Below are 25,119 nucleotides of genomic sequence, written 5' to 3'. Positions count from 1 at the left end.
TGCGGGGACGATTTCGGGGGCGAATCGGGGCCCCCCGACCGAGAAGTAGCTCACGATACGACCGAGGGGGCCGCCCCGCCGGGCAGCCCCCTCAACTCGCTCGTACGACCGGCTACTTCACCGGCTCGGGCTCCGGCGCGTCCTCCGAGTCGGCCTCGCCCGCCGGGTCGACCGGGGTCTTCACGGATTCGAGCAGGAGCTGGGAGACGTCGACGACCTGCAGCGACTCCTTGGCCTTGCCGTCGTTCTTCTTGCCGTTGACGGAGTCGGTGAGCATGACGAGGCAGAACGGGCAGGCGGTGGAGACGATGTCCGGGTTGAGGGACAGCGCCTCGTCGACGCGTTCGGTGTTGATGCGCTTGCCGATGCGCTCTTCCATCCACATCCGGGCACCACCGGCGCCGCAGCAGAAGCCGCGCTCCTTGTGGCGGTGCATTTCCTCGTTCCTGAGGCCCGGGACCTTGCCGATGATCTCGCGCGGGGGCGTGTAGATCTTGTTGTGGCGGCCCAGGTAGCAGGGGTCGTGGTAGGTGATCAGGCCCTCGACGGGGGTGACGGGGATGAGCTTGCCCTCGTCGATGAGGTGCTGGAGCAGCTGGGTGTGGTGGATGACCTCGTAGTCGCCGCCGAGCTGCGGGTACTCGTTGCCGAGGGTGTTGAGGCAGTGCGGGCAGGTCGCGACGATCTTCTTCGCGGCCTTGGGCTTACGCGTCGCCTCGTCCTCGTCGTCCTCACCGAAGGCGGCGTTCAAAGTAGCCACGTTCTCCATGCCGAGCTCCTGGAAGAGGGGCTCGTTGCCGAGACGCCGGGCGGAGTCGCCGGTGCACTTCTCGTCGCCGCCCATGATCGCGAACTTGACGCCCGCGATGTGCAGCAGCTCGGCGAAGGCCTTGGTGGTCTTCTTGGCGCGGTCCTCCAGGGCGCCGGCGCAGCCGACCCAGTACAGGTACTCGACCTCGGTGAGGTCGTCGATCGTCTTGCCGACGACCGGCACCTCGAAGTCGACCTCCTTGGTCCACTCCAGGCGCTGCTTCTTCGCCAGGCCCCAGGGGTTGCCCTTCTTCTCCAGGTTCTTGAGCATCGTGCCCGCCTCGGACGGGAACGCGGACTCGATCATCACCTGGTAGCGGCGCATGTCGACGATGTGGTCGACGTGCTCGATGTCGACCGGGCACTGCTCGACACAGGCACCACAGGTCGTGCAGGACCACAGCACGTCCGGGTCGATGACGCCGCCCACGGCGGAGCCGTTGATGGACACAGCCTCGACGGTGCCGATCAGCGGACGCTCGGCCTCCGCGAGAGCCGCCGCAGGAACGCCCTCAAGAGCCTCGGCCGAAGCCTTCTCCTCGCCCTCCATCGACTTGCCGCCACCGGCGAGCAGGTACGGGGCCTTGGCGTGCGCGTGGTCGCGCAGCGACATGATCAGCAGCTTCGGCGAGAGCGGCTTGCCCGTGTTCCAGGCCGGGCACTGCGACTGGCAGCGACCGCACTCCGTACACGTGGAGAAGTCGAGGAGGCCCTTCCAGGAGAACTGCTCGACCTGGCTGACGCCGAATGTGTCGTCCTCGCCCGGGTCCTCGAAGTCGATCTCCTTGCCGCCCGAGGTCATAGGCAGCAGCGCGCCGAGCGAGGTCTCGCCGGTCGCGTTCCGCTTGAACCAGATGTTCGGGAAGGCCAGGAACCGGTGCCAGGCCACACCCATGTCGGTCTTCAGGGCGACCGTGATCATCCAGATGAAGGAGGTCGCGATCTTCAGCCCGGCGAAGAAGTACGTGAGGTTCTGCAGCGTGCCCAGGTCCAGGCCCTGCAGCGCGGAGACCACCGGGTACGAGATGAAGAACGACGCCTCGTAGCTGTCCACGTGGTGCTGGGCGCCTTCGAGCGCGTGCAGCATGAAGATGCAGACGCCGACGATGAGGATGACGGCCTCGACGAAGTACGCCTGACCGGCGTTGGAGCCCGCGAAGCGGGACTTGCGGCCCGGCTTGTTCGGCTTGCTGAGCTGGCGGATCACGATCAGCGTCAGGATGCCGAGCACGGTCATGGTGCCGAGGAACTCGACGAAGACGTTGTACGGGGCCCACTCGCCGATGATCGGCAGCAGCCAGTCGGCCTTGAACAGCTGGCCGAAGGCGTTGACGATCGTCAGCAGCAGCGAGAAGAAGCCGATCGCCACGAACCAGTGCGCGACACCGACGATGCCCCACCGGTTCATCCGGGTATGGCCGAAGAATTCCCTGGCCACAGTGACGGTGCGCTGCACCGGCTCGTCGGTGCGGGTGCCCGCGGGCACGTTCTGGCCGAGCCGCATGAAGGTGTAGATCTGCAGGAGGGCGCGGACGAACAGGGCCACGCCGACCACGATCAGTACCAGCGACACGATGATCGCGGCGAGTTGCATTTGGGGGCTCCTCGGGCCTGCGAGGGGTGGTCTCGTCGTTGCCGCCGGCTGACCGGCGACCAGTGATTACTAAGCGGTAACTTATGCAGTCCGTTTGAGACTACCCACTTATTGAGCCGCACTGTAGCCACGGGTGCGGTGATCTGTGTCGCTCAGGCAACCCTGAGTGGGTGTCCTCGCGTCCGCGCTGTGGGCCACTCGGGGGTGGTCGGGCGGCTGTCGGCTTTCCGGGACCAGTGAATCGTGTTATTCGCGATAAATCGGTCTATAGCGAACTAGCTTATTGCTCGCTCGCCCTGCCCCGTCACGCCGTCGTGGCGTCACGGCGTCACGGCGTCACGGCGTCGTGGCGTCACGGCGTCGCGGGGTCGCGGGGTCCGACGGGAGGAAGACGCCCATGCTCTACGGAATCGTGGCCACCGTCGTGGCCCTGCTCCTGACCGCCGCGCTCACCACTTGCGCACGCCTGCTCGGCCTGCGCGCCGGACTCGTCGACCGGCCCGGCGCCCGCAAGACGCACACCCGACCCACCCCGCACACCCCACCTACCCCACCTACCCCTCCTACTCCACCTACCCCGCACACCCGCCCCACCCAGCACACCGGTGGCCGCCCCACCCCGCACACCGGCGGCCTCGCCGTCGTGGCGGGCACCGTCATCGTCGTCTGCACGGGCTACGCGCCGCTCGGCGCCGGAGTCGCCGTACTCCTCGGTGCCGCCGGGGCGGTCGCGCTGCTCGGCTTCGTCGACGACCTCAGGCCGCTCGGTGTACGGCCGCGGCTGGTCGTCGAGACCGGGGCCGCGGTCGCCGTGGTGTGGGTGAGCGAGCTCACGCCGGCCGCCGGGTTCCTCGCCGTCGGCTGGATCGTGCTGGTCACCAACGCCCTCAACCTGATCGACCACGCGGACGGCGCGCTGGGCCTCGTCGGCGTCGTCACCGCGCTCGGGCTCGCGCTCTGCGCCGCCGCCGAGGGGCTGAGCGGACTCACGCTGCTCCTGTGCGTGCTCGCGGCCGCGCTCACCGGGTTCCTCGCGCAGAACTGGCATCCGGCGCGGATCTTCCTCGGCGGCTGCGGCTCCCTCTTCACCGGCTTCGTGCTCGCCTGCGCCGCCGTCCTCGTGCACACCGGCCACGCGCCGCTGCCCGGCGCGGTCGGCCTGGTCGCGCTGACCGTGGTGGGGCTCGCGGACACCGTTCTGGTGGCGCTCGCCCGTCGCCGCGCCGGCCGGCCCCTGCTGACCGGCGGCACCGACCATGTCGCGCACCGGCTGCGCCGGGTCGGCTTCACGGCGCCCGGGGCGGCGGTGGTGCTCGGGGCCACCGCCTTCGCCGGGGCGCTCACCGGGGTCCTGGTGCACCGCGGCACCTGGGGCCCGCTCGCCGCGCTGCCGCTGTTCCTTGCGGTGGCCGCCGGGGTCTGGGGGCTGCTCGGGGTCCGCGGGTACGACCGGGCCGCCGCCGACGCCGCCGACACCTCCCCCCGCGCCCCGCAGGCCGTGCGTGCCGGGGCGCGCGTCGCCCACCCGCGCAGCCCGCGGACCGCGTCCAGGCGCACCCGTACCGCCGCGGTCCTGGCGCGCGGGCGGGCGACGGTGGCGGCGGGCGGACCACGCCCCGCGGCCCGCCCGCCCCAGCCCCCTCGGTCCGGGGCCCAGCCCCGGCCCCAGCCCCGCACCCGTACCGCCGTCCCCGGAGCGCGCTCGTGACCAACCCGCGTACGACCAACCCGCGTACGACCAACCCGCGTACGACGACCTCACGTACGACCGCCCCGCGCATGGCCACGCTTCTCGGCCGGATGCGGGGTGCCGCGCAGCGCTTCGGTGTCGATGTCACGCGCTACCCCGACCCCGCCGCGTACGCGTCCCAACTGGTGCGGCTCCTCGCGGAGTTCGAGGTCGACCTGGTGCTGGACGCGGGTGCGCATGCCGGGCGGTACGCGGGCGGGCTCCGGCGGGCCGGGTACGGCGGGCGGATGGTGTCGTTCGAGCCGCTGGACGGACCGCGCCGCAGGCTGGAGCGGGCCGCCGCGCAGGACGACGCGTGGAGCGTGCTGCCGTACGCGCTCGGCGACGAGAGCGGCCCGGCCGTCCTGAACGTCGCGGGCGACGACGGCGCCGCCAGTTCGGTCCTGCCGATGCTGCCCCGCCACCGCGAGGCCCATCCGCGCTCGGCGTACGTGGACCGGCAGCCGGTCGAGATGCGGCGCCTGGACGAGCTGTGGGAGCAGGTCGTGGCGCCCGGCGAGCGGGTCTTCCTCCGCCTTGACGTGCGCGGTTACGAGTCACGGGTGCTGCGCGGTGCGGGCGAGTACACCGGGGACGTGACAGGTCTGCAGCTGCAGACCTCGTTCGTACCGGATTACGCGGACGGGCCGCTGTTCGCCGAGGCCCTGGACCTCGCGCAGTCGTCCCTCGGGCTCTCGCTGAAGTCCCTCGTGCCGGGTGCCGCCGACCCGCGCTCGGGCGAACTGCTGCAGTGCGGGCTGGTGTTGCTCCGTCCGTAGCGCTGCCGCGCATCACTGTTGCCCGTAAGCGCGGGATAAAAGTTGAGTCGATGAGACTCAGGTCTGTTGACGCTTTTCGATCCGTCATGCATCCTTGAGCCTGTTCCACTCAAGTCATGGAGGAATTGAAATGGCACGTGCGGTCGGCATCGACCTGGGCACGACTAACTCCGTCGTCAGCGTTCTCGAAGGCGGCGAGCCCACCGTCATCACGAACGCGGAGGGCGCCAGGACCACGCCGTCCGTCGTCGCCTTCGCCAAGAACGGCGAGGTGCTCGTCGGGGAGGTCGCGAAGCGTCAGGCGGTCACCAACGTCGACAGGACCATCCGGTCGGTCAAGCGCCACATGGGCACTGACTGGAAGGTCACCATCGATGACAAGGACTTCAACCCGCAGCAGATGAGCGCCTTCATCCTGCAGAAGCTGAAGCGCGACGCGGAGTCGTACCTCGGCGAGAAGGTCCAGGACGCGGTCATCACCGTACCGGCGTACTTCAACGACTCCGAGCGGCAGGCCACCAAGGAGGCCGGCGAGATCGCGGGCCTGAACGTCCTGCGCATCGTCAACGAGCCCACCTCCGCCGCCCTGGCCTACGGCCTGGACAAGGACGACCAGACGATCCTCGTCTTCGACCTCGGTGGCGGCACCTTCGACGTCTCGCTCCTGGAGATCGGCGACGGCGTCGTCGAGGTGAAGGCCACCAACGGCGACAACCACCTCGGTGGTGACGACTGGGACCAGCGCGTCGTCGACTACCTGGTCAAGCAGTTCAACAGCGGCCACGGCGTGGACCTCTCCAAGGACAAGATGGCGCTCCAGCGCCTGCGCGAGGCCGCCGAGAAGGCGAAGATCGAGCTGTCCTCCTCCACGGAGACCACGATCAACCTGCCGTACATCACGGCCTCCGCCGAGGGCCCGCTGCACCTGGACGAGAAGCTCACGCGCGCCCAGTTCCAGCAGCTCACCCAGGACCTGATCGAGCGCTGCAAGACCCCGTTCCACAACGTCATCAAGGACGCCGGCATCCAGCTGTCCGAGATCGACCACGTGGTCCTGGTCGGCGGTTCCACCCGCATGCCCGCCGTCGCCGAGCTCGTCAAGGAGTTGACCGGCGGCAAGGAGGCCAACAAGGGCGTCAACCCGGACGAGGTCGTCGCCATCGGCGCCGCCCTGCAGGCCGGTGTGCTCAAGGGTGAGGTCAAGGACGTCCTGCTCCTCGACGTGACCCCGCTGTCCCTCGGTATCGAGACCAAGGGCGGCATCATGACCAAGCTGATCGAGCGCAACACCACGATCCCGACGAAGCGCTCCGAGATCTTCACGACGGCCGAGGACAACCAGCCGTCCGTGCAGATCCAGGTCTACCAGGGCGAGCGCGAGATCGCGGCGTACAACAAGAAGCTCGGGATGTTCGAGCTGACCGGTCTGCCGCCCGCCCCGCGCGGCGTCCCGCAGATCGAGGTCTCCTTCGACATCGACGCCAACGGCATCATGCACGTCACGGCCAAGGACCTCGGTACGGGCAAGGAGCAGAAGATGACCGTCACCGGCGGCTCCTCGCTGCCGAAGGACGAGGTCGACCGCATGCGCCAGGAGGCCGAGCAGTACGCGGACGAGGACACCAAGCGCCGCGAGGCCGCCGAGTCCCGCAACCAGGGCGAGCAGCTCGTCTACCAGACGGAGAAGTTCCTCAAGGACAACGAGGAGAAGGTCCCCGGCGAGGTGAAGACCGAGGTCGAGGAGTCGCTCACCGAGCTGAAGGAGAAGCTCAAGGGCGACGACACAGCCGAGATCCGCACCGCCACCGAGAAGGTCCAGGCCGTCGCGCAGAAGCTGGGCCAGGCGATGTACGCCGACGCCCAGGCCTCGCAGGCCGCGGGCGGCGAGGCCCCGGGCGCCGACGCTCCGGGTGCCGAGCAGGCCAAGCCGGAGGACGACGTCGTGGACGCCGAGATCGTCGACGACGAGAAGCCCGGTAACGCGAAGGGCGGCGCCGCATGACGGAGGAGACCCCGGGCTTCGACGAGCAGGACGAGCCCACTGACGTCTCCTCCGGCGACACCCCCGAGGCCGCCGAGTCGAAGGCCGCTCCCTCCGCTGAGGAGGGGGCGGCCCCGGCCGGGGACGACGCAGCAGCGGACGTCGGTGTGACGGCGCAGCTGGACCAGGCGCGGGCCGCGCTCAACGAGCGCACCGGCGACCTCCAGCGGCTCCAGGCCGAGTTCCAGAACTACCGCCGCCGGGTCGAGCGGGACCGGGTCGCGGTCAAGGAGATCGCCGTGGCGAACCTCCTGACCGAACTCCTGCCCACGCTCGACGACATCGGCCGCGCCCGTGAGCACGGCGAACTGGTCGGCGGCTTCAAGTCGGTGGCCGAATCCCTGGAGACGGTCGCCGGGAAGATGGGCCTGACGCAGTTCGGCAAGGAGGGCGAGCCCTTCGACCCGACCGTGCACGAGGCCCTGATGCACAGCTACGCGCCGGACGTCACCGAGACGACCTGCGTCGCGATCCTGCAGCCCGGGTACCGCATCGGTGAGCGCACCATCCGCCCCGCGCGGGTGGCCGTCGCCGAGCCGCAGCCCGGCGCGCAGCCCGCCAAGGGCGAGGCCGACGCGGACGCCGACCCCAAGGGCAAGTCCAAGGGCAAGAAGGACAAGACCGCCGAAGCGGCGGACGACAAGGAGAGCGGTGGCCCGGACGAGGGCTGAAGCTGCTGAGGTGAACGCGGTTGATCGGGTGACCGGCCAGCGGAAGGACCGGGTGACCGGCCAGCGGAAGGACCGGGTGACCGGCCAGCGGAAGGACCGGGTGACCGGCCAGCGGAAGGAGGGACGCCGGGGATGAGCACCAAGGACTTCATCGAGAAGGACTACTACAAGGTCCTCGGCGTCCCGAAGGACGCCACCGACGCCGAGATCAAGAAGGCGTACCGCAAGCTCGCGCGCGAGAACCACCCCGACGCCAACAAGAACAACCCCAAGGCGGAGGAGCGGTTCAAGGAGATCTCCGAGGCGAACGACATCCTCGGCGACCCCAAGAAGCGCAAGGAGTACGACGAGGCGCGCACCCTCTTCGGCAACGGCGGGTTCCGACCCGGTCCCGGCGCCGGCGGGGGCGGCAACTTCAACTTCGACCTGGGCGACCTCTTCGGGGGCGGCCAGGGCGCGGGCGGCCCCGGCGGCCCCGGCGGCTTCGGCGGCGGCGGGATCGGCGACGTCTTCGGCGGGCTCTTCAACCGGGGCAGCGCCGCGGGCACGCGCACCCAGCCCCGGCGCGGCCAGGACATCGAGTCCGAGGTGACGCTGAGCTTCACCGAGGCGGTGGACGGGGCCACGGTCCCGCTCCGGATGTCCAGCCAGCAGCCCTGCAAGGCCTGTTCCGGCACCGGCGACAAGAACGGCACGCCGCGCGTGTGCCCGACCTGCGTCGGTACGGGGCAGGTCTCGCGCGGCGGCGGCGGAGGGTTCTCCCTCACGGATCCCTGTGTGGACTGCAAGGGGCGCGGCCTCATCGCCGAGACCCCCTGCGAGGTCTGCAAGGGCTCGGGCCGCGCCAAGTCGTCCCGCACGATGCAGGTCCGCATCCCCGCGGGCGTCTCGGACGGCCAGCGCATCCGCCTCCGCGGCAAGGGCGCGCCGGGCGAACGCGGCGGTCCCGCGGGCGACTTGTACGTAGTCGTGCACGTGGACGCCCACCCGGTCTTCGGCCGCAAGGGCGACAACCTCACCGTCACGGTGCCGGTCTCCTTCACGGAGGCGGCGCTCGGCGGCGAGGTCAAGGTACCGACGCTCGGCGGTCCCACGGTCACCCTGAAACTGCCCGCGGGCACGCCGGGCGGCCGGACGATGCGCGCCCGGGGCAAGGGCGCGGTCCGCAAGGACGGCACGCGCGGCGATCTGCTGGTGACGGTCGAGGTGGCGGTCCCCAAGGACCTGACCCCCGAGGCCCGCGAAGCCCTGGAGACGTACCGCAAGGCGACTGCGGACGACGATCCCCGGGCAGAACTGTTCCAGGCCGCGAAGGGAGCTTGAGCAGATGGACGGCCGTCGACGTAACCCGTATCAACTGACCGAAGAGACGCCGGTGTACGTCATCTCGGTGGCGGCCCAGCTCTCCGGACTCCACCCGCAGACCCTGCGGCAGTACGACCGCCTCGGCCTGGTCTCCCCGGACCGCACGGCCGGCCGGGGCCGGCGCTACTCCGCCCGCGACATCGAACTGCTGCGCACCGTCCAGCAGTTGTCGCAGGAGGAGGGCATCAACCTCGCCGGGATCAAGCGCATCATCGAGCTGGAGAACCAGGTCGCGGCGCTGCAGTCCCGGGTCGCCGAACTCTCGGCGGCGGTCGAGGGCGCGGCGGCGGCGATGCAGCAGCGCGAGGCCCAGGTCCACGCCTCGTACCGCCGGGACCTGGTCCCGTACCAGGAGGCCCACCCGACCAGCGCGCTGGTGGTGTGGCGCCCGGGGCGACAGCCGGGGCAGTAGGCGGGGGCACGCGTTCGAAAGGGCTGGACGGCCGGTTGGCGTCCAGCCCTTTGGCGTCGTTATCCGCCGCGCGCGTCTCGGGTCGTGCGGCGGGGCGGCAGGAGGTCGAGTACGTCGGGAGCGGGCGGGTAGTGCGCGGCGCACGCCCGGCAGGCGTAGACGTTGAAGCCCGCCCCGCTCGCCCGGCTTGCACCCGTCGCGGGGGTCCTGTCGTATCCAGAGCTTACACACCTGTCAGGTGTTGTCAGGTGTTGTTAGGTGTCTACGCATGACGATATGCATCGTCTCCGGTCAAATAGGGTCGAGATATGACTGTCGACCTAGAAGGGCCTGAGCCGCTCTACGAGCAGATCGCCGCCGTTCTCGGCGCGCGCATCGCGGACGGCACGTATGAACCGCGCCGCCGGGTTCCGTCCGAGGCGGCCATCTGCGACGAGTTCAACGTCTCGCGCCCGACCGCACGGGCGGCGCTCCAGCTGCTCGGTCAGCGCGGGCTCATCGTCACCGTGCGCGGGAAGGGCTCATTCGTTATTGAGCAACCGTCCGCCGAGGATTCCTAGCAACCGGCGCAACGCAGCAGGCCCGCACCCTCGTTGAGGATGCGGGCCTGCTGCTTGGGGGGTGTGGGGTGAAGGTCGGGTCAATCGGGGTGGGGTGTGGGGTGCGCCCCGACCGGAAGGGGGCCGGGCCGGGCGCTGTGGTTCGTTCTTTGACTATGCGGTACGCGGGTGGGGGCGGGAAGCCTCAGGTTGTTGCGGGGGCAAGGAGATGAGGGGGGCAAAAGGGGCGTACGGGGTGCTCCATCGGTGCGCTGATCGCCCGCGCGGGCCTGGACGTACCGCCGGACAGGTCCTGGCGCGGCGGGGCCGTCAATCGCGAGGGTCGGTCCGTAGCTCCTCCAGCAACCCCGAGCGCGCAATGAGATACCCCAGCTGGGCCCTGCTGCCGCTGCCCAACACCTGGGCCAGCTTGGCGATATGGGCCCGGCAGGTGCGTACGTTCATGCCGAGCCGGCGTGCGATCGCCTCGTCCACGTGGCCCTCGACGAGCAGCTTCGCGATGGAGCGGCGGACGCCCGTGATGCCCTCTGTCTTGTTCTCGTACGGGATCTCCTCGTTCAACGGCACAGCCACCCGCCAGAACTGCTCGAAGACGCCGACGAGATACTCCACGAGGCCGGGGTGGCGCAGTTCCAGGGCTACTTGGCGGTCGCTGCGGGCCGGGATGAAGGCGACCTTCCGGTCCACGATGATCAGCCGGTCGATGATCTCCTCAAGGGTGCGCACCTCGACCTCGGGGCCCACGTGGTCCAGGTAGTTGAGGGTGAGTTCGGTGTGCCGGGCGGTGTGCTGGTAGAGCGTGCGCATCCGGATGCCGCGGTTGAGCAGCGGCTGCACCCGGTTCAGGGCTTCGCTGAGCGTCTTGGCGGGCCGCCCGCCACCCGGCTGTACGGTCAACAGCTCGGTGGAGCACTCGGCGACGACCCGGTCCAGGGTCGCGTTGATCAGGCCGATTCCCTCAAGAACCGTGATGGCGTGGGTGGTTGGCGGGTCGATCGCGCTGATGGCCATGAATGGCTCAAAAGCATCGGCCAGGGCTACGGTGTGGCGTCGGCGGTCCTGGATCTCCCGTTCGATCGGGAGGAGCAGTTGTGCCAGGGCGGCGGACGGTGGGACCGGGCGGAGCCACTGGGTGTCGTCCGGGTCGGGATGGAGCAGGGCCAGGTCGATGAGACAGGGTGCGGCTTGCGCCTCTGACCGGGCTATTCGACCTGTACGCAGGGCGCTCGTGTAGAGCTTCGTTCCTGCCTCGCACAACTCCGTATGCGAATGAGGGTGGTCCGTTTCATTCGCTTCTATCCCCATATGTACACCCCCAGGCTCCTGCATATCAGGAACATGATGCCTGGCCGCGGTGGTGCCGAGGGCAGAGTGTGAGCCATCGTCGTTGCTGCGGGGGCTAGGACGCGACATCATCAAGTGAGGTTGCTCGGTAATGGCCAAGAGACTCATACGTACAGTGATTGCTGTCGCATTCGTCGCAGCCGCCGCAGTGGGGGTCGTGGAGTCGGCCGTGGACGCCGGTGCGTCGGCATCCGCTCCGGTGGTTGCGGCAGGCGGCGACCCCGGCTGGATCGTGGCCGCGGCCCAGGATCCCGGCTGGAGCGGCGTGGCCGCGACCCAGGATCCCGGCTGGAGCGTGGCCGCGGCCCAGGATCCCGGCTGGAGCCTGGCTGCTGCCCCCGACTCGGGCTGGAACTGAAGACATGGCGATCCCTGAAGACACCCGATTCCGGCGGGAGATGGCATCCGCCTACCGATCCGGGTGGCACTTCATCGACCTCGTCACGGCCCTGCCGGGTCCCGGCGATTCGTTGATGGTCACCCTCTTCGGCGAGCCGATCCTGGTCGTCCGGGACGACGAGGACGACGACGTGCGCGCCTTCCGGTGCCTGCGGAAGCCCCGTGGGGCGCCGCAGCCGGTGCGGTGCGCGATCCGGTACGGAATGATCTTCGTCAACCTCGATCAGCGCGACCACGAGCTGGTCGAACCGGAAACCATCCCGGCCACCCCCCGCAGTGCCTGACGCGATTCCCCCGTCGTCAAGATCGCCCAGGCGCTTCCCCCCGCAGCGGCGTCACCGTGAACCTGGAAATCACGGTGGCGCCGCTGTGCGTGTGCGGTAGGGCCGGTACGGCGGGCAGGGCCGGTAGGGCCGGTAGGGCCGGTAGGGCCGGTAGGGCGGGTACGGCGGGTTCCGCTGTGGTGCGGTCCGCACCGTCGGCTCGGGTGCCGTCGATCGCGCTGCGCGCTCTGTTTCCCCTCGGGCCGTCGTTCAGCCCGCCAGGGCCCTGCTCCCCAGCCCCTTCGTCAAGGTGATCTCGATGACGACCCGGTTCGGGTTGGGTGAGGGGGTGCGTCCGTACCGCTCCGCGTACCTGCGTTCCGCCTCGGCTATCTCCTCCGGTTCCGTGCGGATGCGGGCCCGGCCCTCCAGCGTCGCCCACAGCCTGCCGGCGAACTGGCAGACGGCGACCGGTGCGCCGTCCGCGCCCCCCGCCAGGATGTTGCCGACCTTCTTGCTGGACTTGCTGCTGACCACACGGGCCAGCCCCGCCTCCGGGTCGTACGTGACGCCCACCGGTACGACATGCGGGGTGCCGTCGGGGCGCAGGGTCGTCAAGGTGCACACGTGCCGCTCCCGCCAGAAGCTGAGGTAGGCGGAGCCGGGGGCTCGGGGGTCGATGGCCATGGACCGGAATCTATCCTCGCCGGTACCTTGAGGGGACGTCGATACCTGAGTGGAATAGGCTCAACTTTATGTACGCTGGCTGAAGCAATGCACTGAGCAATGCACTGAGCAATGCACTGAGCAGTGTGCTGAGCAGTGTGCTGGAGTGGCGCAGCAGTCGAAGACCGAGGAGGTAGCGCGCACGTGGATGCCGAGCTGACGAACCGGAGCCGGGATGCGCTCCAGGCGGCGACGAGCCGGGCCGTGTCCGGGGGCCACCCGGATCTGACGCCGGCCCATCTGCTGCTCGCCCTGCTCGAAGGGCGCGAGAACGAGAACATCACCGACCTCCTCGCCGCGGTCGACGCCGACCAGGCCGCCGTACGATCCGCAGCGGAGCGCGTCCTCGCAGGCCTGCCCAGCGTGACCGGGTCCACCGTCGCGCCGCCGCAGCCCGACCGGGAACTCCTTGCCGTGATCGCGGACGCCGCACAGCGCGCCAAGGAGCTGGGCGACGACTACCTCTCGACGGAGCATCTGCTCATCGGCCTCGCCGCGAAGGGCGGCCGGACCGCGGACGTACTGAAGGAACAGGGTGCGAGTGACAAGAAGCTGTCGGCGGCGTTCGGCGAGGCACGGGGAGGCCGGCGCGTGACCACCCCCGACCCCGAGGGCGCGTACAAGGCCCTGGAGAAGTTCGGCACCGACTTCACCGCCGCCGCCCGCGAGGGCAAGCTCGACCCGGTCATCGGCCGGGACCAGGAGATCCGCCGCGTCGTGCAGGTCCTGTCGCGGCGTACGAAGAACAACCCGGTGCTCATCGGCGAGCCCGGCGTCGGCAAGACCGCCGTCGTCGAGGGGCTGGCGCAGCGCATCGTGAAGGGCGACGTGCCGGAGAGCCTCCGCGGCAAGCGCCTGGTGAGCCTCGACCTCGGCGCGATGGTGGCCGGCGCCAAGTACCGCGGCGAGTTCGAGGAGCGCCTGAAGACCGTCCTCTCCGAGATCAAGGAGAGCGAGGGCCGGATCATCACATTCATCGACGAGCTGCACACCGTGGTCGGCGCCGGCGCGGGCGGCGACTCCGCGATGGACGCCGGCAACATGCTCAAGCCGATGCTGGCCCGCGGCGAGCTGCGCATGGTGGGCGCCACCACGCTCGACGAGTACCGCGAGCGGATCGAGAAGGACCCGGCCCTGGAGCGCCGCTTCCAGCAGGTGCTGGTCGCCGAGCCGTCCGTCGAGGACACCGTCGCGATCCTGCGCGGACTCAAGGGCCGGTACGAGGCTCACCACAAGGTCGTCATCGCGGACTCCGCCCTGGTGGCCGCCGCCACCCTCTCCGACCGTTACATCACCTCGCGCTTCCTGCCGGACAAGGCCATCGACCTGGTCGACGAGGCCGCCTCCCGGCTGCGCATGGAGATCGACTCCTCGCCCGTCGAGATCGACGAACTCCAGCGCTCCGTCGACCGGTTGAGGATGGAGGAGCTGGCGCTCAGCAGGGAGACCGACCAGGCGTCGAAGGAGCGCCTGGAGAAGCTGCGCCGCGACCTCGCCGACAGGGAGGAGGAGCTGCGCGGCCTCACCGCGCGCTGGGAGAAGGAGAAGACCTCCCTCAACCGCGTCGGCGAACTCAAGGAGAAGCTCGACGAACTGCGCGGCCAGGCCGAACGCGCCCAGCGCGACGGTGACTTCGACACCGCGTCCAAGCTGCTCTACGGCGAGATCCCCGGCCTGGAACGCGAACTCCAGGAGGCCAGCGAGGCCGAGGCCGAGCAGGAGGCCGCCAAGACGGGTGACAGCAAGCACCTGATGGTCAAGGAGGAGGTAGGCCCCGACGACATCGCGGACGTCGTCGGCTCCTGGACCGGCATCCCCGCGGGGCGCCTCCTGGAGGGCGAGACCCAGAAGCTCCTCCGCATGGAGGACGAGCTCGGCAAGCGCCTCATCGGCCAGCAGGAGGCCGTACGCGCGGTGTCGGACGCGGTACGCCGCACGCGCGCGGGGATCGCCGACCCGGACCGCCCCACCGGCTCGTTCCTCTTCCTCGGCCCGACCGGCGTCGGCAAGACCGAGCTGGCCAAGGCCCTCGCCGACTTCCTCTTCGACGACGAGCGGGCCATGGTCCGCATCGACATGTCGGAGTACGGCGAGAAGCACTCCGTCGCCCGCCTGGTCGGCGCCCCGCCCGGCTATGTCGGGTACGAGGAGGGCGGCCAGCTCACCGAGGCGGTGCGCAGGCGGCCGTACAGCGTGGTGCTGCTCGACGAGGTGGAGAAGGCGCACCCGGAGGTCTTCGACGTCCTGCTCCAGGTCCTCGACGACGGCCGCCTCACCGACGGCCAGGGCCGGACGGTGGACTTCCGCAACACCATCCTGATCCTGACGTCGAACCTCGGCAGTCAGTACCTGGTCGAGCCGCTGACGACCGGGGAGGAGAAGAAGCAGCAGGTCCTGGAGGCCGTACGGGCCAGCTTCAAGCCCGAGTTCCTGAACCGCCTGGACGACCTGGTGGTGTTCTCCGCCCTGTCGAAGGACGAGCTCGCGCACATCGCGCGGCTCCAGACCGACCGCCTCGCCGCCCGCCTCGCCGAGCGCCGCCTCAGCCTCGACGTCACACCCGAGGCCCTGGCCTGGCTGGCGGACGAGGGCAACGACCCGGCGTACGGGGCGCGCCCGCTGCGCCGCCTCGTCCAGACCGCGATCGGCGACCGGCTCGCCCGGGAGATCCTCGCCGGCGAGGTCAGGGACGGCGACACGGTGCGCGTGGAGCGGGTCGGGGACGAGCTGATCGTGGGGCCCGCGCAGTAGCCGGACGGGGATCGGCGCGGATCGCCGGGGCGGGATCGGCGCGGATCGCCGGGGCGGGGGGTTGCGGCCCCCCGCCGTCGATGGTGGAGGATGGGCAGAATCCGTACGAAGGGAAATACACGGTGAGCATCGACCCGTCCTCGATTCCGAACTTCGGGGGCCAGCCGGAACCGCAGGCCGCAGGACCGGCGGGCCCCGTCGTCCCCGACCAGGACCTGGTGAAGCAGCTCCTGGACCAGATGGAGCTCAAGCACGTCGTCGACGACGAGGGCGACCTCGCGGCGCCGTGGGAGAACTTCCGCACGTACTTCATGTTCCGCGGCGAGGGCGACCAGCAGGTCTTCTCGGTGCGGACGTTCTACGACCGGCCGCACGCGATCGAGTCCAAGGCGCAGATCCTCGACGCCGTGGACGACTGGAACCGCCGCACCCTGTGGCCCAAGGTGTACACCCACACCCACGAGGAGGAGGGCGGCCCGACCACCGTCCGCATCGTGGGCGAGGCGCAGATGCTGATCGGCACCGGCGTCAGCCTGGAGCACTTCGTGTCCTCCACGGTCAGCTGGGTGCGCGCCGCGATCGAGTTCGAGCGCTGGCTCGTCGAGCACCTCGGCCTGGTCGAGGAGGTCGACTCGGCGGAGAAGCCCGAGAAGCCGGACGAGGAGTAGTCCTCCTCCGCGACGGTCATCCCGTCCACCAGGGAGCCCGGCCGGGGCCGCCACCATCCGCGTGGCGTGCTCGGGCCGGGCTCTCGCCGTCCGCGGCGGAGACGCCCGCCTGGGAGACGCCCGCCCGGAGGCGCCGCCGGGACACGCCCGCCCAGGAGGCTGCGCCCCGGGAGACGCCGTCCGGGAGACGGCGCCTGGGAGACGCCGCCGGGAGGCGGCCCCGGACAGGCCCTCAGCCCACCGGCTCCGTGACCTCCCGGTAGTGGCCCAGGAACCGCATCGCCCCCCGCTCCACCACGTACAGGAACAGCCCCGCCGACCAGACGAACTGCCCGGCGTCCGGGTCGAAGTCGATCGGCTTGGCGAGGCCGTCGTACCGGGCGGCGCGCAGGCGGGTCGCCGTCGAGCCGCGTTCCGGGCCGCCGTCGGCCGGGCGGCGCAGCGAGCGGGCGAGGAGCAGCAGCGCGTCGTAGGCCTCCAGGGCGCAGGGCGCGGCGGGGCCGGGGTCGGGCGCGTCGGGGAAGCGCTCGGCGTAGGCCTCGGTGAAGCCGCGCGCCGCGGGCAGCCTGCCCGGGTCGGTGTACGTGGCCGCGCACAGCCAGCCCTCCGCGGCGTCCCCCGCCTCCGCCAGGAACGGGAAGCGGCCCCGCTCCGGCCGCAGGACGGGCTCCGGGACCATCCGCGGACCGTCGAAGCCGCCGCGCCGCAGCGCCCGCGCGCACCGGGCCGCCCGCGTCGGCGAGGAGCCGGCGTAGACCACCGCCCGCGCGCCGGACTTCCGTACCGCCGCGGCCACGGTGTCGAACACCCCCTCGTCCGCGGCGACTTGGTGCACGGTGACGCGGCCCCTTGAGGGCGGGGCCTGCTGGATGCGCTCGACCAGGCCCCCGTCCTCGTCGCCGGTGGCGGCGCGGTCGTCGACGACGGCGGTGTGCGTGATGTGCTCGACCGCGCCGAGGTAGCGCACGATGGCCGAGCCCAACTCGGCGGTGGCGGGCCGGAGCTGGAACAGGGCCTGGCGGGAGTCGAGGGTCATCAGGGAGGTGGGCGCGGAGACGGTCACCATGGGCAGCAGCGCCTCCTCGTACCGCCCGGCTGCCGCTGCGAAGCCCGCGTCCCCGGTGGGGCCGAGCACGGCGGCGACCTGAGGGTCCGCCGCGAACCGGTCCGCGACCTGCGCGGCCGTACGGGCTTCGCCGCGGTCGTCGCGGACCGTCAGCCCGAGGTCGAACGGGCGGTCGTCGGCGGCGTTGAAGCGCGCCACCGCGAGCCGCGCGCCGCGCTCCTGCGCCTGGCCCGACTCCCGCTGCGCGCCGGACAGATCGGCGTGCAGACCGATGGTGTAGCGCGGCAAGGCCGCCTTGCCGCCGCCGTCCCCGTCCCCATCGCTGTCCCCGTCCCCGGTCCAGGTCTGCTGTACGGCGAACAGCCCGGCCCCGGCGGCCGCCGCCGCCCCGAGCCCGGCGCCGAGGCGGAGCACCCGGCGCCGGGTCGGACGGGCGTCTCCGGGAACGGTCTCCTTGGCCGGGCCGGTCGCCGGGCCGGTGGCCGAGCCGGTAGCCGGGCCGATGGCGAGGGTCGGCGGTTCCGGAGGCGGCGGTTCCGGGGGTGGCGGTTCCGGGGGTGGCGGCTCCGGGGGTGGCGGCTCCGGGGTGGGCAGTGCGAGGACCGCCGAGGTGCGCTCCGCGATCAGCCCGGGCAACGGCGCGGGCAGCCAGCCCAGGTCCGCGCCGGGCGGCAGGCCCGCGGCCAGCTGCTCCCGTACGGCGGCCGTGCCGGGCCGGTCGGCCGGGGACTTCGCGAGGCAGGCGCGCAGCAGCGGGAGGAGCGCCGCGGGGGCACCGGCCAGGTCGGGCTCCTCGTGGACCGTGCGGAACAGCGAGCCCGCCACGGTGGCCGCGGCGAACGGGCGCCGCCCGGTCGCCGCGTAGGCGAGGACGCAGCCGAGGGCGAACACGTCGCTCGGCGGCCCGGCCGTCGCGGACCGGGCCTGGGCCTGTTCCGGCGAGAGGAACCCGGGGGAGCCGAGGACCAGGCCGGTGGCGGTCAGCGCGGTGCCGCCGTCGGCGCGGGCGATGCCGAAGTCGATGAGGCGGGGCCCGTCCAGGGCGAGCAGCACGTTGCCGGGCTTGACGTCGCGGTGCACGAGGCCCGCCGCGTGCACGCCGGCCAGCGCCTCCGCGAGCCCCGCGCCAAGGGTGCGCACGCCGGGCTCGGGCAGCGGGCCGTACCCGTCGACCGCTGCGGCGAGGCTCGGGCCCGGCACGAACGGGGTGGCGAGCCAGGGCCGTACGGCCTCCGGGTCGGCGTCGACGACCGGCACCAGCCAGCGGCCCGACAGCCGGGCGGAGGCCTCGGTCTCGCGCCGGAACCGCGTCCGGAACGCCGGGTCGGCGGCGTACTCCGCGCGCACCAGCTTCACCGCGGTGTGCGTGCCGTCCGGCGAACGGGCCAGATACACCACGCCCATCCCGCCCGCGCCGAGCCGCCCGAGCAGCACCCGGCCCCCGATCCGGAACGGATCCCCGGACCGCAGCGACGCAACACCAGCGCCACCGCCTGGCCCGCTGCCCGGCCCACCGCCTGGCCCGCTGCCCGGCCCACCGCCTGGCCCGCTGCCCGGCCCACTGCCTGGCCCAGCGCCTGGCCCGTTGCCCGGCCCGCTGCCCGGCGTACCGACCACCCCACCACTCCCGCCCGCACCGCTCACGCGTCGCTCCCCGACGGGTCCCCGCCCGGTACCTCGCCGAGGAAGCGGAGCTTGCCGTTCTCGACCCGGTGGCGGTAGCACAGCTCGCCCTCGTAGCGGCCGTTGTCGCGGTCGAACGACAGCGGCTTGGTGATGCCGCGGTACTCGGCGGCGCGCAGCAGCGTCGCCAGGCGTGCGCGCTCCGGCGGGCGCCCGTCCCGCACCCCGCGCACCAGCTGGTCGATCGCCAGGTTCGCCGCGTCGTATGCCTCCACCGCGTACCGCCCCGGCGCCGCGTCGAAGCGGCGGCGGAAGGCGCGGACGAACGACGCGGCCGCGGGCAGCCGCTCCGGGTCGACGAAGGACGTGCCGAGCAGCCAGCCCTCCGCGGCCTCGGCGCCGACGAAGGCGGGCTCGGCAAGCTCCTCGGGGCCGAGCCGGGGCCCGTCGAACCCGGCGTCCGCGAGGCTCCGGGCGACGCCGACCGCCCCCTCCGCGCTCCCGGCGTAGACGAACGAGTCGACCTTCGCCCGCAGGATGTCCGCGACCTGCGGACCGAGGTCGTCCAGACCGGCCGGCACCACCCGCGGGTAGAACCGCGCCTTCTCCTTGCGCATCGCGTCGGCGATCCCCTGCGTGATCTCCCATGCGACCGGGTCCGTCGTACGGTCCTGCAGCAGTCCCGCGTACGAGACCTTCTCCTGCCGGGTCAGCTGGATCGCGAGCCCGAAGCCCAGCGCGTACACCATCGGGCGGCAGTGCAGCGAGGCCCGGTACCGGCGGCCGACCAGCCGGAACGCGCCGGGCTTGACCAGGAGCATCGGCAGCAGCGCCTCGTCGTAGGTGCCGACCGCGCCGTCGACGCAGGCGTCGGAGGTCGGACCGACCACGGCGAGCACGGAGCGGTCCCGCACCAGGCGCTGCGCGGCGGACTCGGCCCGGGCCTCGGCGCCGCCGTCGTCGGCGGTGCGCAGTCCGAGCGCGAAGGGCTTGTCGCCGCGCGCGTTGTACTGCTCCACGGCGAGCCGCACGCCCTGTTCGTGCGCCCGCCCGTCGGCCTTGCCGGGGCCGCTGAGGTCGGCGTGCACCCCGAGGGCCCAGCGGTCGGCGGCGGGCTGCGGGGCGTCGTCGCGGGTCAGCGCCCACCTCGCGGTGCCTGAGCCCGCCGCCGCGAGCAGCGCGCCGCCGGTGCCGAACGCGAGGAGCCGGCGCCGGCTCGTGCCGCGGGACGCTGTGCCGCCGGACGCAGGGTTGCCGGGCGCCGCCTCGCCGGACGCTGTGCCGCCGGACGGCGGGTTGCCGGACGGCGGGTTGCCGGATACCGGGTCGAGGGCGGTCGGCCGGTCGGTGACGGTCGGGTCGATGCCGGGCAGGGTCAGCATGCGGGCCGAGCGGTCGGCGATGTCCCGTACGACGTGCTCGGGCAGCCAGCCGCCGCCGGGCCGCTCGTCGCCCGCGAGCCGGGACTCGATCCGGCCGGGGGAGGGACGGGCCGCCGGGTCCTTGGCCAGGCAGGCCCGCAGCAGCGCGCCCAGGTCGTCGTCGGCGACACCCGCCAGGTCCGGCTCGTCATGCACGGTCCGGTAGAGCATCGCCTCCGCGGTGCCCTCGCCGAACGGGGCCCGGCCGGTCGCGGCGTACGCGAGGAGGCAGCCGAGGGAGAACACGTCGCAGGCCGGGCCCAGTTGGCCGGTCCTCGCCTCGGCCTGCTCCGGGGAGAGGAAGCCGGGGGTGCCCGCGACCAGGCCGGTCGCGGTGAGCGAGGTGAGCGCGGTGTGTGTGCCGAGGCCGGTGGAGCGGGCGATGCCGAAGTCGATGAGGCGGGGGCCGTCGACGGCGAGGAGGACGTTCGCGGGCTTGACGTCGCGGTGGACGAGCCCGGCCGCGTGCACGGCGCCGAGCGCGGCGGCGAGCATCCGGCCGAGGGCACGCACGCTGTACGCGGGCAGCGGGCCGGAGCGGCGGATCTCCTCGGCGAGCGAAGGCCCCGGTACGAACTCGGTGGCCAGCCACGGCGTCGGCTCGTCCGGCCCCGCACCGGTCACCGGCACCGCCCAGGGGCTGACGACCCGCCGGGCCGCCTCGACCTCGCGCCGGAACCGGGCCCGGAAGTCCGGCTCGTCGGCCAGCTCGGGCTGGACCACCTTCACGGCGGCCAGGGCTCCGCTGCCGGACCGCCCGAGGTAGACGACGCCCATGCCTCCCGCACCGAGCCGAGCGAGCAGCCGATGCCCACCGACGACCGAGGGATCCCCGGGCAACAACGCCTCACTCACTGCTGCACCCCACTTCTGTCCGAGAGCCCGGTCGCCTCCGCACGCCCGCTCACCCGCGTACGCCCGCCCACCCGCGCACGTCCGCCCACTCCTGTACGCCCCCCGCTCACTCCCGTACGCCCGCTCACCCGCGCACTCCCGCTCACTCCCGCACTCCCGCTCACCCCCGCACGCCCGCTCACTTCCGTACCCCCAGCTCCAGCAGGATCCTGGCGCCCATGTGGCCGACCGCCTTCGAGCCGACGGCGCGGACCTCCGCCGCCGTGTGGCCCTCGCTGCCCTTCACCGCGACGGCGATCGTCAGGGTGTCCATGCGGAACACGTCCCAGACGTACGGGTGCGGGCCGCCCGGCAATTCGCTGTGGATCCGGCCGGTCTCCTGGAGGTAGTCGGTGTCGCCGCTGGTGTCGGGGTCCAGGTCGCCGCCGGAGCGCAGGCCCGTGACCCGCTCCTGGCCGTTCAGCCGCTGGTCGGGGCAGCGCAGCGGCTCCTCCAGGGTGCGGGCCATCTCCCAGCGGGCGCTCCGCGCCGTCCGGTGGACCGTCACCACCGCGGTGACCCGCAGCGGCCCGGCGTCGCCCCGCGCGGGCAGCTCACCGCGCCGGCCGATGCTGACGAAGTCCGAGCGGGGCAGCCGGCGTTGGGCCCAGACGCAGTCCTCGCCCAGCTCGGAGCTGCGCTGCGGTGTGCCCCTGGAGTCGGGGTCCTTCTCGTACCCCGCGCCCCAGTCCTCCGGCCGCGCGATCACCGCGCGGGCGACCTTCAGGGCCTCGGCGCGCGTCGTGGGCCGCCGCTCCGGGTCGGGTACGAAGCCCAGGAACCGGTCGGCGGGCGCGGCGCTCCCGGACGGCGCGGCGCTCTTGGACGGCCCGGCGCTCTTCGACGGCCCGGCACTCGCGGACGGCCCGGCACTCGCGGAGGGCCGCGCCCCGTCCGACGGCTCGCCCCCGCCGCCCCAGCACCCGCTCACCAGCACCCCGACGGCCAGCACGCCCCCGCACAGCCGCACCCGCACCCGCGCCCGCCCCGGCGTGCTTCCCCTCCCGGCCATACGTCCCCCCAGCACCGCGTCCACCACGGCGGATGCCGTCGTACGGACCATCGTGCCCGCCGGTCACGCGCCCGCCGACGGACGGAGCCCGACCTGTGACGGAACCGATGCCGCCCCACAGCCCCCGCGTTACGCGGTCCCGTCCGCCGTGTCCTGGCCACGCACGGGAAGATGCAGATCGACTCTCTCGCCGCACTAGAAATCAGAACACAATCTGAGTAAACTCTGATTATGCCTACTGTGCGTCTGGAAGAAGAAACGGAATCCGTCTCCTTTACCGACCTCTCCCGCAACCCCAAGGGTGTCGCGGCCAGAGCGGCTTCTTTGGGGCGTCTCCGCGTCACCCATCGGGACGCGCCGGACATGGTGCTGACTACGGCTGTGCGGGCGGAGAACGCCGAGGAGAACCTGACCACCGCCTCACGGCTCTTCCTCGCACTGATGAAGCAGGACGACGGCGCAAAGTCGATCCTTCTCGCGCTCCCCGAGGTGTTCCCCTGGGTGCGACACCTGGACGCGGGAGAGGTTCGGGCCTTCACCGTCGAGCTCCTTGAAGCGCTCTCGGACGCCGCCGAACTCGGGGCGGGAGAGGCCGTGCATCGCGCGATCATCTCCTGGCGCGCCACGGCTCGCATCAATGCCGATCCCGATCAGCTCAGGGAGTCGGCGCGCCCGCTCGATGGGGATGACCTCGGCCCGGTCGAGGTGCGTGGGTGAGTCCGAAGAAAGGGGATCGGGTCAGCGTTCCGCCCCTCAACGGGTGGAACGTCGTTTTCGGGACCACGGAGGCGGTGACCGGCTGGGAGGAACTGTGCCGCGTTGCGTTGCCGAGCGCGCATCGCTGCCTGGACGCCCTCCGAATCGACCCCCTGTCCCGGTCCAACTGGAATCGCCAGCATCAGCTACGGGGCAGGCACGCAACCAAAGTGTGGAAGGGGTCCGACCTCGAACAGTGGGAGTACGAGGTCACCAGTGGTGGTCGAGTCCGCTATCTGGTCAGCGCGGAGACTTCCACCGTGATTCTCGTGTACGCCTCCCCGCGGCATCCGAAAGACACCGAGTGAGCCTGGGTCATTTCCGGGTCGTGCCGCGAGCAGGCCCCGACCTCGCCACCCGGCGGGACTCCTTCCGCACGCTCCGTCAGACCGCCAACCGCTTGAGGCGGGTCACCGCCTCTTCCAGCACACTCTTCTGCTTGCAGAACGCAAACCGCACGAACGGCGCGCCCTCGTCCCGGTGGTCGTAGAACACGGCGTTGGGGATCGCGACGACCCCGACGCGCTCCGGCAGGGCGCGGCAGAACGCGAAGCCGTCGCTCTCGCCGATGGAGCGGATGTCGGTGGTGATGAAGTACGTACCGGCCGGCCGGTGCACGGTCAGGCCCACCTCGCCGAGCCCCTTCGCGAGCAGGTCCCGCTTGGCCCGCAGGTCCTCGCGCAGGCCCGTGAAGTACGACCCGGGCAGCGCGAGGGCCTCGGCGACCGCGTACTGGAACGGCCCGGCGGAGACGTACGTCAGGAACTGCTTCGCCGAGCGGACCGCGGTGACCAGCTCCGGCGTGCCCGTCACCCAGCCGACCTTCCAGCCGGTGAACGAGAACGTCTTGCCCGCCGACGAGATCGTGACCGTCCGCTCGCGCATGCCCGGGAAGGAGGCGAGGGGCAGGTGCTCGCCGTCGAAGACCAGGTGCTCGTACACCTCGTCCGTGACGACCAACAGGTCACGCTCCACGGCCAGTTCGGCGATCCCGGCCAGCTCCTCGCGGGTCAGGACCGTCCCGGTCGGGTTGTGCGGGGTGTTGAGGAGCAGCAGCCGGGTGCGGTCGGTGACGGCGCGGCGCAGCTCGTCCAGGTCCAGGTGGAAGCCGCTCCTGGAGCCCTCGGCGCCAGGCCGCAGCGTCACGGGCACCCGCGTTCCGCCCGCGAGCGCGATGCTCGCCGCGTACGAGTCGTAGTACGGCTCCAGGGCGATCACCTCGTCGCCCGGCTCGACCAGGCCGAGCAGCGACGCCGCGATCGCCTCGGTCGCGCCCGCGGTGACGAGGACCTCGGTGTCCGGGTCGTACGAGAGCCCGTACGTGCGCTCCTGGTGCGCGGAGATCGCGGTGCGCAGCTCGGGGACGCCCGGGCCCGGCGGGTACTGGTTGCCGCGCCCGTCGCGCAGCGCCCGTACCGCCGCCTCCCTGACCTCCTCGGGGCCGTCCGTGTCGGGGAAGCCCTGGCCGAGGTTGATCGCGCCCGTGCGCAGGGCGAGCGCGGACATCTCGGCGAAAATCGTGGTGCCGAACTCGGCCAGGCGGCGGTTGAGCAGCGGGCGGGGCGCGGGCGCAGGGGTCATGGGCGTCATCCTGCGCCGAACCTCTGGAGTTCCTCAACTCTGCTTTGGGAACCCGCCCGGCCGGGGATCCGTCCCTGCACACAAGGACACACACAAGGACACACGCAAGGACACACGCAAGGACACACGCAAGGACACACGCAAGGACACACGCAAGGACACACACAAGGCACAAGGAGCGTCCGGCTGCGGGCTGGTGCGTGCGGCTGCGTCCGACTGCGTCGGGCGAACGCTTCGGGGGAACGAAGGGACGGAGACGACCATGGTGGCCTTTCTTTTCGTGGCGCTGTTCGCAGTGGTGATCATCGGCGGCATCGCGGCCGTCAACGCGGAGGCCAAGGGCCGCGGCTCTTCGCGGGGCGGTGGTGGCGGCTGGTGGGCCGGAGGCTCGGGCGGCTCGGGCGGCGGCTCCTCGTGCGGCGGCTCGTCCTCCTGCGGCGGAGGCGGCGGAGGCGGAGGCGGTGGCTGCGGCGGAGGCGGTGGCGGCGGCGGTGGCTGCTGAACGGTAGCCCCTCACCAACCCCTCGCCCGCGTGCGGCGCCCGGCGGCGGGCAGCATCAACTGCCGCCGGGCGCCGCTGTGTTGACGTTCCACTCGCAGGACTGGTCGAAGAGGCCTTGCACGTCAGAACAGTTGAACAGTCAGACCACCCGA

The 25,119-nt window shown here is 71.8% G+C and carries 21 protein-coding genes; 14 read left to right on the top strand and 7 right to left on the bottom strand.

The window, feature by feature from the left end; all coding sequences use genetic code 11:
- Positions 1-112: 112 nt before the first annotated feature.
- Positions 113-2,404: a (Fe-S)-binding protein gene (locus tag QIS99_RS00410; protein WP_282509188.1), complete on the bottom strand. Its 2,292-nt coding sequence runs from the start codon at positions 2,402-2,404 to the stop codon at positions 113-115.
- Positions 2,405-2,801: 397 nt separating this feature from the next.
- Here QIS99_RS00410 and QIS99_RS00405 point away from each other — a divergent pair, with 397 nt between their 5' ends.
- From QIS99_RS00405 to QIS99_RS00375, 7 genes are all read left to right on the top strand, one after another.
- On the top strand, positions 2,802-4,112 hold the full coding sequence (locus QIS99_RS00405) for an MraY family glycosyltransferase (protein ID WP_282509186.1): 1,311 nt from the start codon (positions 2,802-2,804) through the stop codon (positions 4,110-4,112).
- Positions 4,109-4,912 (top strand): FkbM family methyltransferase, encoded by an 804-nt coding sequence (locus QIS99_RS00400; protein WP_282509184.1) that lies wholly within the window; start codon positions 4,109-4,111, stop codon positions 4,910-4,912. The genes QIS99_RS00405 and QIS99_RS00400 overlap by 4 nt, the downstream gene beginning before the upstream one ends.
- Positions 4,913-5,042: 130 nt before the next feature.
- A complete protein-coding gene (gene dnaK, locus QIS99_RS00395) occupies positions 5,043-6,914 on the top strand; it encodes a molecular chaperone DnaK (protein WP_282509183.1) in 1,872 nt (623 codons plus the stop codon).
- Positions 6,911-7,624 (top strand): nucleotide exchange factor GrpE, encoded by a 714-nt coding sequence (gene grpE, locus QIS99_RS00390; protein WP_282509182.1) that lies wholly within the window; start codon positions 6,911-6,913, stop codon positions 7,622-7,624. Before dnaK ends, grpE begins: the two co-directional genes overlap by 4 nt.
- A gap of 132 nt (positions 7,625-7,756) precedes the next feature.
- Entirely contained in the window at positions 7,757-8,947 is a 1,191-nt protein-coding gene (gene dnaJ, locus QIS99_RS00385) for a molecular chaperone DnaJ (RefSeq protein ID WP_282509181.1), read from the top strand.
- Between the two features lie 4 nt (positions 8,948-8,951).
- A complete protein-coding gene (locus QIS99_RS00380; RefSeq protein WP_282509180.1) occupies positions 8,952-9,401 on the top strand; it encodes a heat shock protein transcriptional repressor HspR in 450 nt (149 codons plus the stop codon).
- A gap of 308 nt (positions 9,402-9,709) precedes the next feature.
- A complete protein-coding gene (locus tag QIS99_RS00375) occupies positions 9,710-9,961 on the top strand; it encodes a GntR family transcriptional regulator (protein WP_282509178.1) in 252 nt (83 codons plus the stop codon).
- A gap of 309 nt (positions 9,962-10,270) precedes the next feature.
- On the opposite strand, the gene QIS99_RS00370 is transcribed toward QIS99_RS00375, so the two are convergent.
- Entirely contained in the window at positions 10,271-11,266 is a 996-nt protein-coding gene (locus tag QIS99_RS00370; RefSeq protein ID WP_282509176.1) for a helix-turn-helix transcriptional regulator, read from the bottom strand.
- 154 nt (positions 11,267-11,420) lie between these two features.
- Between QIS99_RS00370 and QIS99_RS00365 the strand changes: the two genes are divergently transcribed.
- Complete coding sequence (locus QIS99_RS00365; protein ID WP_282509174.1) at positions 11,421-11,663, top strand: hypothetical protein; 243 nt, start codon at positions 11,421-11,423, stop codon at positions 11,661-11,663.
- Between the two features lie 4 nt (positions 11,664-11,667).
- Positions 11,668-11,988, top strand: coding sequence for a (2Fe-2S)-binding protein (locus QIS99_RS00360; protein WP_282509172.1), 321 nt, complete (start codon positions 11,668-11,670; stop codon positions 11,986-11,988).
- Between the two features lie 249 nt (positions 11,989-12,237).
- Here QIS99_RS00360 and QIS99_RS00355 read toward each other — a convergent pair whose 3' ends face one another.
- Positions 12,238-12,654, bottom strand: a complete 417-nt coding sequence (locus QIS99_RS00355; RefSeq protein ID WP_282509170.1) for a pyridoxamine 5'-phosphate oxidase family protein — start codon at positions 12,652-12,654, stop codon at positions 12,238-12,240.
- A 183-nt stretch (positions 12,655-12,837) separates the two neighbouring features.
- Between QIS99_RS00355 and clpB the strand changes: the two genes are divergently transcribed.
- Together clpB and QIS99_RS00345 are read left to right on the top strand one after the other, a co-directional pair.
- Positions 12,838-15,444, top strand: coding sequence for an ATP-dependent chaperone ClpB (clpB, locus tag QIS99_RS00350; RefSeq protein WP_282509167.1), 2,607 nt, complete (start codon positions 12,838-12,840; stop codon positions 15,442-15,444).
- 122 nt (positions 15,445-15,566) lie between these two features.
- Entirely contained in the window at positions 15,567-16,112 is a 546-nt protein-coding gene (locus QIS99_RS00345; protein ID WP_282509165.1) for a YbjN domain-containing protein, read from the top strand.
- Positions 16,113-16,344: 232 nt separating this feature from the next.
- Here QIS99_RS00345 and QIS99_RS00340 read toward each other — a convergent pair whose 3' ends face one another.
- From QIS99_RS00340 to QIS99_RS00330, 3 genes are all read right to left on the bottom strand, one after another.
- Positions 16,345-18,612 carry a bifunctional serine/threonine-protein kinase/ABC transporter substrate-binding protein gene (locus QIS99_RS00340; RefSeq protein WP_282509163.1) on the bottom strand — a complete coding sequence of 756 codons (2,268 nt, stop codon included), beginning with the start codon at positions 18,610-18,612 and terminating at the stop codon, positions 16,345-16,347.
- 206 nt (positions 18,613-18,818) lie between these two features.
- Complete coding sequence (locus tag QIS99_RS00335) at positions 18,819-21,077, bottom strand: protein kinase domain-containing protein (RefSeq protein ID WP_282509161.1); 2,259 nt, start codon at positions 21,075-21,077, stop codon at positions 18,819-18,821.
- A 178-nt stretch (positions 21,078-21,255) separates the two neighbouring features.
- Complete coding sequence (locus QIS99_RS00330) at positions 21,256-22,128, bottom strand: hypothetical protein (RefSeq protein ID WP_282509159.1); 873 nt, start codon at positions 22,126-22,128, stop codon at positions 21,256-21,258.
- 231 nt (positions 22,129-22,359) lie between these two features.
- Here QIS99_RS00330 and QIS99_RS00325 point away from each other — a divergent pair, with 231 nt between their 5' ends.
- Complete coding sequence (locus tag QIS99_RS00325; RefSeq protein ID WP_282509157.1) at positions 22,360-22,845, top strand: prevent-host-death family protein; 486 nt, start codon at positions 22,360-22,362, stop codon at positions 22,843-22,845.
- A gap of 209 nt (positions 22,846-23,054) precedes the next feature.
- Positions 23,055-23,192: a hypothetical protein gene (locus QIS99_RS00320; RefSeq protein ID WP_282509151.1), complete on the top strand. Its 138-nt coding sequence runs from the start codon at positions 23,055-23,057 to the stop codon at positions 23,190-23,192.
- A 76-nt stretch (positions 23,193-23,268) separates the two neighbouring features.
- On the opposite strand, the gene QIS99_RS00315 is transcribed toward QIS99_RS00320, so the two are convergent.
- Positions 23,269-24,474 (bottom strand): pyridoxal phosphate-dependent aminotransferase, encoded by a 1,206-nt coding sequence (locus tag QIS99_RS00315; RefSeq protein WP_282509149.1) that lies wholly within the window; start codon positions 24,472-24,474, stop codon positions 23,269-23,271.
- A 253-nt stretch (positions 24,475-24,727) separates the two neighbouring features.
- Between QIS99_RS00315 and QIS99_RS00310 the strand changes: the two genes are divergently transcribed.
- Positions 24,728-24,967, top strand: a complete 240-nt coding sequence (locus QIS99_RS00310) for a hypothetical protein (protein WP_282509147.1) — start codon at positions 24,728-24,730, stop codon at positions 24,965-24,967.
- The last annotated feature ends 152 nt before the right edge of the window (positions 24,968-25,119 follow it).

Origin of the sequence: Streptomyces solicavernae (assembly GCF_029968095.1) — a bacterium.
GTDB lineage: Bacteria > Actinomycetota > Actinomycetes > Streptomycetales > Streptomycetaceae > Streptomyces > Streptomyces solicavernae.
The sequence above is the reverse complement of the archived record's forward strand: the minus strand, read 5'-3'. Positions and strand labels throughout refer to the sequence as shown.

Bases quoted from the DNA above. Each gene is read 5' to 3' on its own strand.
- QIS99_RS00410 (WP_282509188.1), bottom strand. From the start codon at position 2,404: ATGCAACTCGCCGCGATCATCGTGTCGCTGGTACTGATCGTGGTCGGC.
- QIS99_RS00405 (WP_282509186.1), top strand. From the start codon at position 2,802: ATGCTCTACGGAATCGTGGCCACCGTCGTGGCCCTGCTCCTGACCGCC.
- dnaK (WP_282509183.1), top strand. From the start codon at position 5,043: ATGGCACGTGCGGTCGGCATCGACCTGGGCACGACTAACTCCGTCGTC.
- grpE (WP_282509182.1), top strand. From the start codon at position 6,911: ATGACGGAGGAGACCCCGGGCTTCGACGAGCAGGACGAGCCCACTGAC.
- dnaJ (WP_282509181.1), top strand. From the start codon at position 7,757: ATGAGCACCAAGGACTTCATCGAGAAGGACTACTACAAGGTCCTCGGC.
- QIS99_RS00380 (WP_282509180.1), top strand. From the start codon at position 8,952: ATGGACGGCCGTCGACGTAACCCGTATCAACTGACCGAAGAGACGCCG.
- QIS99_RS00375 (WP_282509178.1), top strand. From the start codon at position 9,710: ATGACTGTCGACCTAGAAGGGCCTGAGCCGCTCTACGAGCAGATCGCC.
- QIS99_RS00370 (WP_282509176.1), bottom strand. From the start codon at position 11,266: ATGGGGATAGAAGCGAATGAAACGGACCACCCTCATTCGCATACGGAG.
- QIS99_RS00360 (WP_282509172.1), top strand. From the start codon at position 11,668: ATGGCGATCCCTGAAGACACCCGATTCCGGCGGGAGATGGCATCCGCC.
- QIS99_RS00355 (WP_282509170.1), bottom strand. From the start codon at position 12,654: ATGGCCATCGACCCCCGAGCCCCCGGCTCCGCCTACCTCAGCTTCTGG.
- QIS99_RS00330 (WP_282509159.1), bottom strand. From the start codon at position 22,128: ATGGCCGGGAGGGGAAGCACGCCGGGGCGGGCGCGGGTGCGGGTGCGG.
- QIS99_RS00325 (WP_282509157.1), top strand. From the start codon at position 22,360: ATGCCTACTGTGCGTCTGGAAGAAGAAACGGAATCCGTCTCCTTTACC.
- QIS99_RS00315 (WP_282509149.1), bottom strand. From the start codon at position 24,474: ATGACGCCCATGACCCCTGCGCCCGCGCCCCGCCCGCTGCTCAACCGC.
- QIS99_RS00310 (WP_282509147.1), top strand. From the start codon at position 24,728: ATGGTGGCCTTTCTTTTCGTGGCGCTGTTCGCAGTGGTGATCATCGGC.